The organism is Pseudomonas sp. NFPP12, from assembly GCF_900103205.1.
Classification (GTDB): Bacteria; Pseudomonadota; Gammaproteobacteria; order Pseudomonadales; family Pseudomonadaceae; genus Aquipseudomonas; species Aquipseudomonas protegens.
The window spans coordinates 757,867-772,673 of sequence record NZ_FMWW01000003.1 but is presented as its reverse complement, the minus strand read 5'-3'; the positions used below and the strand labels follow the sequence as shown (position 1 = coordinate 772,673).

At 60.4% G+C, this 14,807-nt stretch carries 13 protein-coding genes; 2 read left to right on the top strand and 11 right to left on the bottom strand.

The features are described 5' to 3' along the window. Positions 1–8 precede the first annotated feature (8 nt). The 7 genes from BLS75_RS16355 to BLS75_RS16325 form a co-directional block, all read right to left on the bottom strand. Positions 9–791, bottom strand: coding sequence for an ABC transporter permease (locus BLS75_RS16355; RefSeq protein ID WP_072451283.1), 783 nt, complete (start codon positions 789–791; stop codon positions 9–11). 1 nt (position 792) lies between these two features. Then, positions 793–1,881, bottom strand: a complete 1,089-nt coding sequence (gene wecB / locus BLS75_RS16350; RefSeq protein WP_072451282.1) for a non-hydrolyzing UDP-N-acetylglucosamine 2-epimerase — start codon at positions 1,879–1,881, stop codon at positions 793–795. A gap of 1,097 nt (positions 1,882–2,978) precedes the next feature. After that, a complete protein-coding gene (locus tag BLS75_RS16345; RefSeq protein WP_015634137.1) occupies positions 2,979–4,142 on the bottom strand; it encodes a type III PLP-dependent enzyme in 1,164 nt (387 codons plus the stop codon). Between the two features lie 678 nt (positions 4,143–4,820). Further along, on the bottom strand, positions 4,821–5,978 hold the full coding sequence (locus BLS75_RS16340; RefSeq protein WP_015634138.1) for an osmoprotectant ABC transporter ATP-binding protein OsmV: 1,158 nt from the start codon (positions 5,976–5,978) through the stop codon (positions 4,821–4,823). Then, a complete protein-coding gene (locus tag BLS75_RS16335) occupies positions 5,975–6,628 on the bottom strand; it encodes an ABC transporter permease (RefSeq protein WP_072451281.1) in 654 nt (217 codons plus the stop codon). Before BLS75_RS16335 ends, BLS75_RS16340 begins: the two co-directional genes overlap by 4 nt. Before the next feature lie 12 nt (positions 6,629–6,640). Continuing rightward, complete coding sequence (locus BLS75_RS16330; protein ID WP_015634139.1) at positions 6,641–7,534, bottom strand: glycine betaine ABC transporter substrate-binding protein; 894 nt, start codon at positions 7,532–7,534, stop codon at positions 6,641–6,643. 24 nt (positions 7,535–7,558) lie between these two features. Next, the gene (locus tag BLS75_RS16325; protein WP_011059227.1) at positions 7,559–8,275 is read right to left on the bottom strand and encodes an ABC transporter permease; all 717 of its coding nucleotides are present in this window, start codon (positions 8,273–8,275) and stop codon (positions 7,559–7,561) included. Positions 8,276–8,625: 350 nt separating this feature from the next. Between BLS75_RS16325 and BLS75_RS16320 the strand changes: the two genes are divergently transcribed. Both BLS75_RS16320 and BLS75_RS16315 read left to right on the top strand, forming a co-directional pair. Then, positions 8,626–10,209, top strand: coding sequence for a peptide chain release factor 3 (locus tag BLS75_RS16320; protein ID WP_015634141.1), 1,584 nt, complete (start codon positions 8,626–8,628; stop codon positions 10,207–10,209). A 339-nt stretch (positions 10,210–10,548) separates the two neighbouring features. Beyond that, on the top strand, positions 10,549–10,791 hold the full coding sequence (locus BLS75_RS16315; RefSeq protein ID WP_015634142.1) for a hypothetical protein: 243 nt from the start codon (positions 10,549–10,551) through the stop codon (positions 10,789–10,791). A gap of 104 nt (positions 10,792–10,895) precedes the next feature. Here BLS75_RS16315 and BLS75_RS16310 read toward each other — a convergent pair whose 3' ends face one another. Genes BLS75_RS16310 through BLS75_RS16295 form a run of 4 tightly spaced genes read right to left on the bottom strand, consistent with a single transcriptional unit; the run spans position 10,896 to position 14,779 of the window. Further along, entirely contained in the window at positions 10,896–11,867 is a 972-nt protein-coding gene (locus BLS75_RS16310; protein WP_011059230.1) for a peptide ABC transporter ATP-binding protein, read from the bottom strand. Next, positions 11,867–12,835, bottom strand: coding sequence for an ABC transporter ATP-binding protein (locus BLS75_RS16305; RefSeq protein WP_011059231.1), 969 nt, complete (start codon positions 12,833–12,835; stop codon positions 11,867–11,869). The genes BLS75_RS16310 and BLS75_RS16305 overlap by 1 nt, the downstream gene beginning before the upstream one ends. A gap of 10 nt (positions 12,836–12,845) precedes the next feature. Further along, entirely contained in the window at positions 12,846–13,757 is a 912-nt protein-coding gene (locus BLS75_RS16300) for an ABC transporter permease subunit (protein ID WP_011059232.1), read from the bottom strand. A gap of 11 nt (positions 13,758–13,768) precedes the next feature. After that, positions 13,769–14,779 carry an ABC transporter permease subunit gene (locus tag BLS75_RS16295; protein ID WP_011059233.1) on the bottom strand — a complete coding sequence of 337 codons (1,011 nt, stop codon included), beginning with the start codon at positions 14,777–14,779 and terminating at the stop codon, positions 13,769–13,771. Between the last annotated feature and the right edge of the window lie 28 nt (positions 14,780–14,807).

The window sequence follows — 14,807 nt, the reverse complement described above, 5'->3', positions numbered from 1 at the left end:
TTGTCAGATCAGACATGGTCAGCAAATAAAGGCTTGAGTCGAAAAATCAAACTGCCACCCAGCGCAAAAAGGGCAGTTGAGAAAAGTGCGAAGAATCCCAATTGTTGCAATGGAATTGTTCCTTGCATCAGGCATGCCCGATAGAGCTCCATCAGCCATGCCAATGGATTGAAAAGTAATAGGGCGTGCAGGCCCTCGGGCACCATGTCGGCGGTGTAAGCGATGGGGGAAACCATCATGAGGAAGAGGACAAGGATGGGTATCGCTTGCAATAGGTCACGAAAGAACACTGTCAGAGTTGCAGTGATCCAGACCAGGCCGAGCACCATCATGATCTGCAGCAGATATACCAGCGGTACAAGAAGATGGGTCCAGTGAGCTCCATGAAAATGTAGCACTGCTCCCCAAAGTAGCAGCATGCCCATACCCATGGTGGTATGACCAATTAGTACTTCTCTGGCTACTACCAGTTCGATGGGAAAGAGTGTGTTCATGAGTAAGTCGCGATTGGCGACGATACTGCCCGTGCCTGACCCGAATGCTTCTGCAAAAGCCAGGAAGGGAACAAGTCCGGAAAATACCACCAGGATATAGTCGCTCGTTCCTAGCCCAGGAATACGCACTTGGAGGATCTGGACAAAGACCAAGCTATACATGCCCAGGAACAGTAGTGGATAGAGCAACAGCCAAAGCGTACCCAGTACATTGCCACTGGTTCGTTTTTTCAGCCCCTGAACAACTGTGGAGTAGAGAATTTGACGGTGCTGCAAGAGGCTGGCTAACGCACCCATTTCAAGCTTCTTTCATCAGATGTTCAATAATCACGCGACTCGCGCTCCCGTTTCCATATGGAGTGCTCAGATCGTCTTGTTGACCGTCACTCAACTGGCTGAAAGCGTCTAGGATCCGTGTCTGGGATGCGCCCACTATATGGTTCCAGCCTAGAGCTACTGTTTCGACCCATTCGGTTTCGTCGCGCATGGTGATACACGGAACCTGATAGAAGAATGCTTCTTTCTGTACTCCGCCGGAGTCGGTAAGGATTACCTTGGCCGCCTGTTCAAGCGCCACCATATCCAAGAACGCCAGAGGGGGGACGATGGTGAGCTTTTGCAGCAGATGCTCCAATTGATGGTCGCTGATCAGTTTGCGGGTCCGGGGATGTAGCGGTAGAACCACTGGCAGTTCCGCTGTGATAGCGGCTAGCGCCGAAAGAATCTCATTCAGGCGCTCCGGGGAGTCGGTATTTTCCGCCCGGTGACAGGTTGCCAAGGCGAAGCCTTTTTCAGAGAGAGCCAGAGTATCGAGGACCTGACTGGTATTACGGGCACGGTCCCGGTAATAGAGGGCGACGTCATACATGACGTCGCCAACGTTGTGTACCCCTTGAGTGATGCCTTCCTGGGCCAGGTTCTCGACGGCCGTCATGGTCGGGCACAACAGTAGGGTCGAAACCCGGTCTGACAGAATCCGATTGATCTCTTCCGGCATGCGCATGTTGAACGAGCGCAAGCCTGCTTCGACATGGGCTACTGGGATATGCAACTTTGCCGCTGCAAGTGCCCCTGCCAGGGTCGAATTGGTGTCGCCGTAGATAAGCACCCAATTAGGTTTTTCGGTCAGCAGTATTTGCTCGATACCCTCGAGCATGCGAGCCGTCATTGCTCCGTGGCTCCCACCTGATATCTCAAGGTTGTATTTCGGAGCAGGAATCTCCAGCTCATCGAAAAATACCTGCGACATGTTCGGATCGTAGTGCTGACCGGTGTGGATCATGATTTCTTCCAAGATCCCGGGGTGCTTGAGGATTTCTCTTGAAACGGCTGCAGCTTTGATGAACTGAGGGCGCGCGCCAACGATGGTGATGATTTTACAGGTCATGCGTAGATACTCTTTTCAAGGCTTTTACGATTCCCTCGGGGGAGTCGGCGCTGATATTCAAATGCCGCCGGTTCGTACATGGGGTGTAATGATATCGCCCGCCGGCAGCAGAGCTTGATTGGTGATTGTCGGATCCATTCTATTTGGACAGTGTAATGCGTAGGAGGCTCCAGTACCTTTTCGTGGTCATGGGCGGTGTGAATGCATTGCCGCAAAGTTTTGTGACTATCCAGGTACGTATATGGCGAGTGGACAGTTGTACTGGCGAAACCATGGCGTCATGTTGAAGGTTGGGCAATGGATAGAAATAAGGAGTGTTTATTTCGCTACCTTGCCTGATGCCGAAGCTCATTTGGTGTGTGCCACAAGGGCGGGGCCTTTCCTTCACATTGCTCACGAACCGAACCTCAGACTTTTCACGTCCGGAGTGGCCTGATGCAGTGTATAGGCTGCTGCTTGTGGATGTGTTACCTCGGTTTTAAGCCCGTTCTCTATGGGGCGGGCCTCGAGGTCAATGAGCTCGATCATGGTGTAGTGTCCATTTGCGATATCTTTCCAAAGTACACCTGAAGATTATGGCCCTAGTTTCTGGTGTGTCACTCAATACTGTCCTTTTGGCTAGTAGAGTGATTCAACTTCGCAGTTACCCAAGGCGTTTGAACAATCTTCATCCGCTCAGCGATGATTTCATCCCCGTGCGGTACATGGCGCTTTTATGGAGGTCGCACACCATGCGCAAATACGGCAGGTTAGAGCAGTGGATCCTGGTATTCCAGCCACTACCAAGGATTGCCAAGAAATATCTACCTGTTTTTTGCTGTGCAGATTCTATCAGCCGAAAAAAATTGTGACCTTAGGACAAGTCTGTTTTTTCATGAGATCTATCTGTCGCCAGCTGTCAATTCTTGGGTTTTTCCTAGGGGGACAGATGCCACGCCCTGGCGTAGCTGACTGGGGATCTTTCAGCAGCGCAGGTAGCTTTTTCAGAGTCCTCAGCTTCAACACCAATCACAAGTGGGTGTATTGATTGGCGTGGGGTTGCAGATAAAAAAGCCCATGACAAGTCATGGGCTTTTTCTTGCAGCTAGCTGCCGTCTTTAAACGTAGAAGGCCTTCAGCGGCGGGAAGCCGTTGAATTCCACCGCGCTGTAGCTGGTGGTGTAGGCGCCGGTGGACAGCCAGTACAGGCGGTCGCCGATGGCCAGGTTCAGTGGCAGGCCGTACTTGTAGTTCTCGTACATAATATCGGCGCTGTCGCAGGTCGGGCCCGCGATCACCACTTCTTCCACTTCACCTTTCTTCTCGGTCCAGATCGGGAACTTGATGGACTCGTCCATGGTTTCGATCAGACCGGAGAACTTGCCCACGTCGGTGTACACCCAGCGCTCGACGGCGGTGCGGGATTTGCGCGCCACCAGTACTACTTCGCTGACCAGGATGCCGGCGTTGGCGATCAGCGAACGGCCTGGCTCGAGGATGATTTCCGGCAGGTCGTCGCCGAAGTCTTCCTTGAGGAAGCGGATGATTTCCTCGGCATAGGTTTCCAGGCTGTTGGTGCGGGTGATGTAGTTGGCCGGGAAGCCGCCACCCATGTTGATCAGCTTCAGCTCGATACCGTCTTCTTCCTTGAGGCGCTCGAAGATCACCTTGACCTTGGCAATGGCGGCGTCCCAGACGCTGATGTCGCGCTGTTGCGAGCCCACGTGGAACGACACGCCGTAAGGCACCAGGCCCAGGTCGCGAGCGAGGATCAGCAGGTCCATGGCCATGTCGGTCTGGCAGCCGAACTTGCGCGACAGCGGCCAGTCGGCGGTGGTGGAGCCTTCGGTGAGAATGCGCACGTAGACTTTCGAACCCGGGGCGGCCTTGGCGATGTTGCGCAGGTCGGCTTCGGAGTCGGTGGCGTACAGGCGCACGCCCTTGTCATAGAAGTAGCGGATGTCCTTGGACTTCTTGATGGTGTTGCCGTAGCTGATGTTGGCCGGGTTGACGCCGCGGCCCAGCACCTTGTCCAGCTCGTAGATCGAAGCGATGTCGAAGCTGGAGCCTTTTTCGTGCAGCAGGTCGATGATCTCGACGGCCGGGTTGGCCTTGACCGCGTAGTAGACCTTGGCGAATTCGAAACCGGCGCGCAGGTCGTCGTAGGCCTGGGAGATCATCTGGGTATCGATGACCACGAACGGGGTTTCTTGCTGGTCGGCGAAAGACTTCATTTTCTGAAAGGTTTCGCGCGCGAAATAGTCTTCGACGTTAATCGACATGCGTTGGGAACTCCTACTGGCAAACGTTGGTAATCAATGGGTTTAAGGACATGTCATTGATGACAGTGCCTTGTGAACGTCCTCCGTATCCCCACTTTGGTTCGCCTACTTCCCAAGGCATGTCGCCGAAAGCAAAAAGGCCATGGGAAATCTGCCCTTGGCCTTGCTGTCTCGTCGTCAGTACTTGAGCCGGATGGATCGTTTCCAGCATGGACGTTCGGCGCGAACTTTAGGCGGTGAGGGGGCTGAGATCAACAAAAAATGTCGCGTTTTTGCACTTGTCTGACGTGCGTTATCGACACCTCTCTTTGTAGCCGACACAGATGACGGACAGATGTTCCCGAAGAATTCGTCAGTGTTAAAAATACCTGCACGTTCGACGCTTTTGCGTGCCAAGTAGCTGGGAAGTATGAAAGCGTCAACATCGGCGACGTTAGCGGCGAGAGGGCGGTTTGAGGGGGATTTTGGCTGTTTCGGAGGAGGGCGCCGGACAGCTCTGACCGGGGCGGCTGTTGATATTTTTTTCCGGCGTGTGGGTGGGCCAAAAACACCTGGTGGCGAGGGCGCTTGCTTGCGCCGGATGCGCAGCAGCCCCATTCTTTTTGCAAAGAGGGGCCGCTTCACGGTCCCGCGGGAGCAAGCGCCCTCGCCACAGGTTGGTTATTGGCTATTTATTGATCAGGCGACCACTGTTTCAGCCGGCGAGACGATATTGGTCTTCATCCCCCGCGAACGCCCGGAGCTCAGGTAGGCGGCGATGGATTCCTGAGTCACCTCGCCCAGGAACACCCGCTCTGCATCCATCACCGGCAGCCACGAGCGGTTGAACTCGTACATGCGCGACAGAAGAATCCGCAGGTGTTCGTCGTAGGCGGCTGTAGCGTTGAACTCTCGCAGGAACTGGGCGCAGGTGCCGGTCTGACGGTGCAGGTCGCGACGACGTACATAACCCAGAGCCTTGTTCTCGGCACAGGTCACCACCACGTAGCGCCGGTCGTGTTCGTCCATCAGTTCCAGGGCGTCGGCTACCGGGGTTTCCGGGCTGACCGACGGGGCGTTGTCCGCGGCGTCTTCGGCCTTGACCAGCAACAGGCGTTTCAAGGTGCTGTCCTGGCCGACGAAGTTGCTGACGAAGTCGTCAGCCGGGTGCGCCAGCAGGGTGTCGGGGTGATCGATCTGCAGCAGCTTGCCGGCACGGAAGATGGCAATCTTGTCCCCCAGCTTGATGGCTTCGTCGATGTCATGGCTGACCATGATCACGGTCTTGTTCAGCGCCCGCTGCATCTCGAAGAATTCGTTCTGGATCATCTCGCGGTTGATCGGGTCCACCGCGCCGAAGGGCTCGTCCATCAGCAGCAGCGGGGCGTCCGCCGCCAGGGCGCGGATCACCCCGATGCGCTGTTGCTGGCCGCCGGACAGTTCCCGTGGGTAGCGATGCAGGTACTGCTTGGGTTCGAGCTTGATCATGCTCATCAGCTCGCGGGCCCGGTCGTGGCATTTCTGCTTGTCCCAGCCCAGCAGGCGTGGCACCACCACGATGTTTTCCTCGATGGTCATGTTGGGGAACAGGCCGATCTGCTGGATCACGTAGCCGATGTTGCGGCGCAGGGTCACTTCGTCGAGATCGGTGGTGTCCTCACCATTGATCAGCACCTTGCCCGAGGTGGGCATGATCAGGCGGTTGATCATTTTCAGCGTGGTGCTCTTGCCGCAGCCGGAGGGCCCGAGGAACACGCAGATCTCGCCTTCATTGACGGTCAGGCTTACCGAGTCGACGGCTTTGACATCCTTGCCGTTGCTGCGAAAGGTCTTGGTCAGGTTTTGAAGTTCGATCATTTCAGGAGTCCTTTTGGAGTCAGCGAGCGTTGCAGCCATTGCAGAAGCAGGTCGGCGAAGATGGCCAGGAGACTGACCAGCACGGCGCCGACGATCAGCATCGACATGTCGCTGCGGCTGATGGAAGCAAGAATGAGTACGCCCAGGCCGCCGGCGCCGATGGTGGCGGCGATGGTCATGACGCCGATGTTCATCACCACGGCGGTGCGTACCCCGGCGAGGATCACCGGCACCGCGATCGGCAACTCGACCATGCGCAGGCGCTGGCCGAAGGTCATGCCGATGCCGCGGGCGGCTTCACGAATGCCCGGTTCGACGCCGGTCAGCGCCAGGTAGGTGTTGCGCATGATCGGCAGCAGGGAATAGAGGAACACCGCGGTGATAGCCGGTAGCGGGCCCAGGCCCTGGCCGAACTTGGAGTAGAACGGCAGCAGCAGGCCGAACAGGGCGATGGACGGAATGGTCAGCAGCACGGTGGCGCTGGCCTGCAGTGGGCCGGCAAGGGTCGGGAAGCGGGTCATCAGCACGCCCAGGGGCACGCCGAAGACGATGGCCAGGGTGACGGCGATGCCCACCAGGGTGATGTGCTGCCAGGTCAGGCGCAGGACCTGGGCCCAATCGAGATGGGAAAAGGCGTTCAGGAATTCCATGTCTTCTCCTCTTTAGTTGATCGGGTGCTGGCGCAGGAAATCTGCGGCCACGGCGGATGGGCTTTCATGGTCGACGTCGACCCGCGCGTTCAGCTGGCGCATGGTTTCGTCGTCGAATAGCGCCGCCAGCGGCTTGAGCTCGGCGGCCAGTTGCGGGTGGGCGTCGAGGTAGGCCTGGCGTACCACCGGCGCGGCGGTGTAGTCCGGGAAGTAGTGCTTGTCGTCTTCCAGCAGTTTGAGCTTGAAGGCATTGAGGCGCCCGTCGGTGGTGTACACCAGGCCGGCGAACACCTGGCCGTTGCGCAGGGCGGTGTAGACCAGGCCGGCGTCCATCTGCCGGGTGTTCTTGCGGGTCAGGGCCATGTCATAGAGCTTGACCATCCCGGCCATGCCGTCGGAGCGGTTGGCGAACTCGGTGTCCAGGGCCACCAGGCGGTTTTCCTTGGTGTTTTCGGCCAGGGCCTGGGTCAGGTCGCTGATGCTATTGATCTGCGGATGTTCCTTGGCCACGTTCTCTGGCAGCGCCAGGGCATAGGTATTGCTGAACTTGGACGGTGACAGCCAGACCAGGCCTTTTTTCGCATCCAGTTCTTTCACCCGGGCGTAGGACTGTTCGCTGTCGAGTTTCTCGTCGATGTGGTTGTAGGCCACCAGCGAGACTCCGGTGTACTCCCAGATCAGGTCCAACTGGCCACTTTCCTGGGCACTGCGGGCCAGGTTGCTGCCCAGGCCCCCGGTGACGCGGGTGTCGTAGCCCTTGCTGCGCAAGTACTGGGAGGTGATCTCCGCCAGCAGGGTCTGTTCGGTGAAGACCCGGGCGCCGATGCGGATCAGCGGTTTTTCCACGGCGTGGGCCAATGTGCTGAAAAGCAGGGCGCAGCCGAGTATCAGGCTTAATTTCTTCATGTCGGTTCCTTGGCTCTGACGGGCTTAAGACGGGCGCAGACCACGTTCCAGCCAAAGTCGGCTGGCCAGGGTCACCAGGCCATCGAGGAGCAAGGCCAGCAGCGCGGTGCAGGCGGCGCCGAGCAGCAGTTGCGGCTGATTGTTCAGGGCGATGCCGGGGAAAATCAGGCTGCCCAGGCTGTTGGCGCCGATCAGGAAGGCCAGGGGCGCGGTGCCGACGTTGATCGCCAGGGCCACCCGCACACCGCCGATGATGATCGGCACGGCATTGGGCAATTCGACTTTCCACAGCACCTGGCGTGGCGTCATGCCGATGCCGACCGCGGCCTCCTTGAGGGAGCCCTGGACGTTCTTCAGGCCTTCATAGGTGTTGCGCACGATGGGCAGCAGGGAGGCGAGGAACAGCGCGAAAATGGCCGGGCCACTGCCGATGCCGAGGATCCCCAGAGCGATGGCCAGGACGGCCAGGGGAGGGACGGTGTTACCGATGTTGAACACTTGCATGAAGCGTTCGGCGCGTCCGACCATGCTCGGGCGGCTGAGGACGATGCCGGCGGGGATCCCCACCACCAGCGCGGCTAGCATTGAAGCCAGGACCAGGAACAGATGGGCTTGCAGGTAGAACAACAGATCGTCGCGGTAGTGTTCGATCGTAGTGATGCCGATCCAGTGGACCAGCAGGGCCAGGAGGGCGATTACCGCAGCGCCTCCTATCAGCCCTTTGCCATAGCGAATAGCCACAGGCGGACTCCTTTTTGTCGGTCGGCGGGCACTTTCCCGTGTGGCAGGGCCATTCCTGGCTGCCGGGAAAATACGCGCGAAAAGCAGCTCGTCGAGCGCCGGCAGAGCGGCGGGTGAACGGGCCATGAGCGCAGCTTCGTCAAGCTAACTTGCTGATATTTCAGCCCCTGACGACAGTGCGTGACAGGGGAGTGGACGTCTCCACGTTTTAAAAGGTTCCATAATTGGCAGCATTTAGCCACCGTTAATCTGCCGTCCGGTCGCCCGGGCGACGGGGGGAGCTGTGGCCCGCAAGGCTATGTCTGGGCTATAATCTGCGCCCTTTTTTGATCACCGCCAGGCGATTTCCCATGACCCAACAGGCCGCCGAAGTCGCGAAACGCCGCACTTTCGCCATTATTTCCCACCCGGATGCGGGTAAGACCACGATCACCGAGAAGCTGTTGCTGATGGGCAAGGCCATTGCGGTGGCGGGTACCGTCAAATCGCGCAAGTCCGACCGCCACGCCACTTCCGACTGGATGGAGATGGAGAAGCAGCGGGGTATTTCCATTACCACGTCGGTCATGCAGTTCCCCTATCGCGAACACATGATCAACCTGCTGGACACCCCCGGCCACGAAGACTTCTCGGAAGACACCTACCGCACCCTGACTGCCGTGGACTCGGCGCTGATGGTGCTCGACGGCGGTAAGGGCGTAGAGCCACGGACCATCGCCCTGATGGACGTCTGCCGCCTGCGCGACACGCCCATCGTCAGTTTCATCAACAAACTCGACCGGGACATTCGCGACCCGATCGAGCTGCTGGACGAAATCGAAGCGGTCCTGAAGATCAAGGCCGCGCCTATCACCTGGCCGATCGGTTGCTACCGCGACTTCAAGGGTGTGTACCACCTGGCCGGCGACTACATCATCGTCTACACCCCGGGCCACGGCCACGAACGCACCGAAACTAAGATCATCGAGAAACTCGACTCCGACGAAGCCCGGGCCCACCTGGGTGACGAGTACGAGCGCTTCATCGAGCAGCTGGAACTGGTGCAGGGCGCCTGCCACGAGTTCAACCAGCAGGAGTTCCTCGACGGCCAGCTGACGCCGGTGTTCTTCGGGACCGCGCTGGGCAACTTCGGTGTCGACCACGTGCTCGACGCCGTGGTGGACTGGGCGCCGCTGCCGCTGGCCCGCGTTGCCAACGAGCGCAGCGTGGCCCCCCAGGAAGAGAAGTTCTCGGGCTTCATCTTCAAGATCCAGGCGAACATGGACCCCAAGCACCGCGACCGCATCGCCTTCATGCGCATCTGCTCGGGCAAGTACGAGAAAGGCATGAAGATGCGCCACGTGCGCACTGGCAAGGACGTGCGCATCGGCGACGCCCTGACCTTCTTCTCCTCCGAGCGTGAGCAACTGGAAGAGGCCTATGCCGGCGACATCATCGGCCTGCACAACCACGGCACCATCCAGATCGGCGACACCTTCACCGAAGGCGAGGCGCTGGGCTTCACCGGTATCCCGCACTTCGCCCCGGAGCTGTTCCGCCGTGTGCGTCTGAAGGACCCGCTCAAGTCCAAGCAACTGCGCCAGGGCCTGCAACAGCTGGCCGAAGAGGGCGCGACCCAGGTGTTTTTCCCTGAGCGCAGCAACGACATCATCCTCGGCGCCGTGGGTGTGCTGCAGTTCGACGTGGTGGCCAGCCGCCTGAAGGAGGAATACAAGGTGGAGTGCTCCTACGAGCCGATCACCGTATGGTCCGCCCGCTGGATCGAATGCAGCGACAAGAAGAAGCTCGAAGAGTTTTCCAACAAGGCGGTGGAAAACCTGGCCCTGGACGGCGGCGGCCACCTGACCTACCTGGCGCCGACCCGGGTCAACCTGGCGCTGATGGAAGAGCGCTGGCCGGACGTGAAATTCCGCGCCACCCGCGAACACCACTAAGTTCGCCGGTCACCCCCGAGCCCCGCTGTGCAGACAGCGGGGCTTTTTTTTGCGCGCAGGACTGGCCTGCCGCCGCCCCGTAGGCGCCGGCTTGCCAGCGACGGCGGCGGACGCTGTTGTGCCTGGCTTGCGGGTTTCTTCGCCGGCAAGCCGGCTCCTGCGGGTTGTGGTGTTTTCAAGGGAGCGCCGTTAGTCGGAAGGGCTTTGACGGCTCGGGAATCGATAGGGAGCTATCTGGAAAAGCCGGGATATCACGACTAGGTTTCAGACAGTGCTGTGGCCGCCGCAAGGCTGGCGCGCAGCCATTGATGATTCACCTATGAAAGGATGGAATCGGCTATGAGAATTTTCCAACGCGTTGTGCTGTTGATCAAAGTGCTGGTGATGCTGTCGCTCGGAACCTCGGCGGCCTGGGCCCACAACCTGATGCAGGTGAGCGAGCCGGGTTACTCCTCGAGCCAGAGTGCACCGGTGCAGATGCTTGCCAAGTCCGAATCGGAGCCGGGCGATGAGGGCCAGGGTGGCAGTTCCGGCGATGACGACCAGACCACCGACGAGGATGACGGCGACAGCCAGGGCTAAAAGAAACCCCCGACGACGGACTGATGCGCAATCCGTCGCCGGGGGCGGGTCGAACAAGGTTCAGGCGCTCCCGGAGGCATCCGGGAGCGCCTTTTTCATGGCCGCTACAGCACGAATTGCTCGGCGTAGTGGCAGGCCACCTGGCGGCTGTCGAGCTGGCGCAGGGCCGGCTCTTCAGTGCTGCAGCGCTCGGTGGCATAAGGGCAGCGCTTGTGGAAGGCGCAGCCCGGTGGTGGGTTCAGCGGGTTGGGCAGCTCGCCGACGATCTTGATCTTCGGCTTGTCCGGGTCCGGGTGGATGGTTGGTGTCGCCGACAGCAGGGCCTGGGTGTAGGGGTGCAGGGGGCGGGTGTAGATGTCCTCCTTGGGGCCCATTTCCACCGGCCGGCCGAGGTACATCACCAGCACCTGGTCGGCCACGTGGCGCACCACTGCCAGGTTGTGGGAAATGAACACGTAGGCGGTGTTGAATTCCTGCTGCAGGTCCATGAACAGGTTCAATACCTGGGCCTGGATCGATACGTCCAGGGCTGAGGTCGGTTCGTCCGCCACCAGCACCTTGGGCTGCAGCATCATTGCCCGGGCCAGGGCGATACGCTGGCGCTGCCCCCCGGAGAACATGTGCGGGTAGCGCTGGTAATGTTCGGGACGCAGGCCTACCTGCTTCATCATCGCCTGGACTTTTTCCCGGCGTTCGGCGGCCGACAGCTTGGTGTTGATCAGCAGCGGCTCGGCCAGCTGGTCACCGATCTTCTGCCGCGGGTTGAGCGAGGCATAAGGGCTCTGGAACACCATCTGCACGTCTTTGCGCAGTTGCTTGCGCTGGGCCTTGTCGGCGCCGGCGACTTCCTGGCCGGCGATCTTCAGCGAGCCGGAAGACGGTTCCTCGATCAGGGTCAGGGCCCGCGCCAGGGTGGATTTGCCACAGCCGGATTCACCCACCACAGCCAGGGTCTTGCCGGCTTCCAGCTCGAAGGACACGCCGTTGAGTGCGCGCACGGTGGCGTGGCCCTTGAACAGGCCACGGGACACTTCGTAGTGACGGGTGAGGTCGCGGGCGGTAAGAACGACGGCCATTACGCCACCTCCTGATTCAGCGGGTAGAAGCAGCGCACCAGGCTGGCGGCTTTCGGGTCGAGGCTGGGGCGCTGGGCGCGGCAGTTGTCTTGCACGTAGGGGCAGCGCGGCGACAGCAGGCAGCCTTGAGGCCGGTCGTAGCGCCCGGGGACGATGCCCGGCAGGGTCGACAAGCGAGTGGCGCCGAGGCTGTGCTCGGGAATCGCCGCCAGCAGCGCTTCGCTGTAGGGGTGCGCGGGGATGTCGAACAGCTCCGGTACCTGGCCCACCTCAACCGCCTGGCCGGCGTACATCACGCACACCCGCTGGGCGGTTTCGGCGACCACGGCGAGGTCGTGGGTGATCAGCACCAGGCCCATGTTCTGCTCTTTCTGCAGGTTCAGCAGCAGGTCCATGATCTGCGCCTGGATGGTCACGTCCAGGGCGGTGGTGGGTTCGTCGGCGATCAGCAGCTTGGGCTCGCCGGCGATCGCCATGGCGATTGCCACCCGCTGGCTCATGCCGCCGGACAGTTGGTGCGGGTAGGCGTCCATGCGGCTGGCGGCGCCGGGGATCTCGACCTTTTCCAGCAGTTCGATGGCGCGCTTGCGTGCGGCCTTGCTGGACATCTTCAGGTGCAGGCGCAGCACTTCCTCGATCTGGAAGCCCACGGTGTAGCTGGGGTTCAACGCGGTCATCGGGTCCTGGAAGACCATGGCCAGGTCCTTGCCGACGATCTGCCGGCGCTGGCGCGCGCTGAGCTTGAGCATGTCGCGGCCGTCGAAGCTTAGGGCATCGGCGGTGACGATGCCGGGGTGCTCGATCAGGCCCATCAGGGCCATCATGGTCACCGATTTACCGGAGCCGGACTCGCCGACGATGGCCAGCACTTCGCCCTTGTCGACCTTGAGGTCGAGGCCATCGACCACCGGCACCGCAGTGGCGTCGCCGAAACGGACATTGAGATTCTTGATTTCTAGCAGTGACATGGGAATCTCCTCAGGCGGCGTTCTTGAGTTTCGGATCCAGCGCATCGCGCAGGCCGTCGCCCATCAGGTTGATTGCCAGCACGCTGAGCAAAATGGTCAGGCCCGGCAGGCTCACGACCCACCAGGCGCGTTCGATGTAGTCCCGGGCCGAGGCCAGCATGGTGCCCCACTCCGGAGTCGGCGGTTGCACGCCCAGGCCGAGGAAGCCCAGGGCGGCGGCGTCAAGGATCGCCGAGGAGAAGCTCAGGGTGGCCTGGACGATCAGCGGTGCCATGCAGTTGGGCAGCACGGTGATGAACATCAGGCGCGGCAGGCCGGCACCGGCCAGGCGCGCGGCGGTCACGTAGTCGCGGTTGAGTTCGCCCATCACTGCGGCGCGAGTCAGGCGTACATAGGACGGCAGGGACACCACGGCAATGGCGATCACGGTATTGATCAGGCCTGGGCCGAGGATGGCGACGATAGCCACGGCCAGCAGCAGCGAGGGCAGGGCCAGCATGATGTCCATCAGGCGCATGATGGTCGGGCCCAGCAAACGCGGGAAGAAGCCGGCGAACAGCCCGAGGAGGATCCCCGGGATCAGCGACATCACCACCGACGACAGGCCGATCAGCAGCGACAGGCGTGAACCCTGGATCAGGCGCGAGAGCAGGTCGCGGCCCAGTTCATCGGTGCCCAGCAGGAACTGCATCTGGCCGCCTTCGAGCCAGGCCGGAGGGGTCAGCAGGAAGTCGCGGTACTGCTCGCTGGGGTTGTGCGGCGCCACCCAGGGCGCGAACAGTGCGCAGAACACGATCAGCAGCATGAACAGCAGGCCGGCCACCGCGCCCTTGTTGCGGGAGAAGTGCTGCCAGAATTCTTTGTAGACGGACGGATAGAGCAGGCTTTGATCGACTGCTACTGAGGAAGTTGGAGTGCTCATTAGTCTTGATCTCAGCGCTGATGACGGATGCGTGGGTTGGCAAAGCCGTAGAGGATGTCCACCACGAAGTTGACCATGATCACCAGGCAGGCGATCAGCAGGATGCCGTTCTGCACCACGGGATAGTCCCGGGCGCCGATGGCCTCGATCAGCCACTTGCCGATGCCCGGCCAGGAAAAGATGGTTTCGGTCAGGACCGCACCGGCCAGCAGGGTGCCGACTTGCAGGCCGACCACGGTCAGTACCGGAATCAGCGCGTTGCGCAGGCCGTGGACGAACACCACCCGAGCCGGCGACAGGCCCTTGGCCTTGGCAGTACGGATGTAGTCCTCACGCAGCACTTCGAGCATCGAGGAGCGGGTCATCCGCGCGATCACCGCCAGCGGAATGGTGCCCAGCACGATGGCGGGCAGGATCAGGTGCTGCAGGGCGTCGAAGAAGGCGTCGGTGTCTTTGGCCAGCAGGGTGTCGATGAGCATGAAGCCGGTTTTCGGCTCGATGTCGTAGAGCAGGTCGATACGCCCGGAAACCGGGGTCCAGCCCAGGCTTACCGAGAAGAACATGATCAGGATCAGGCCCCACCAGAAGATCGGCATCGAATACCCCGCCAGCGAGATCCCCATTACCCCATGGTCGAACAGCGACCCTCGCTTCAAGGCGGCGATCACCCCGGCCAGCAGGCCGAGCACACCGGCGAACAGCAGGGCGGCCATGGACAGTTCCAGGGTCGCGGGGAACAGCGAGGTGAATTCGCTCCAGACGCTGGTGCGGGTGCGCAGGGACTCGCCCAGGTCGCCGTGGGCCAGCTTGCCGATGTAGTCCAGGTACTGGGCGTACAGCGGCTTGTTCAATCCAAGGCGTTCCATTGCCTGGGCATGCATCTCAGGGTCGACCCGACGCTCGCCCATCATGACTTCCACGGGGTCGCCGGGAATCATGCGTATCAAGGCGAAGGTCAGCAAGGTGATGCCGAAGAATGTGGGTATCAGCAACCCCACACGGCGGGCAATAAAACTAAACATCTTCTGAAGTACCTCAATCAGCCGGTTA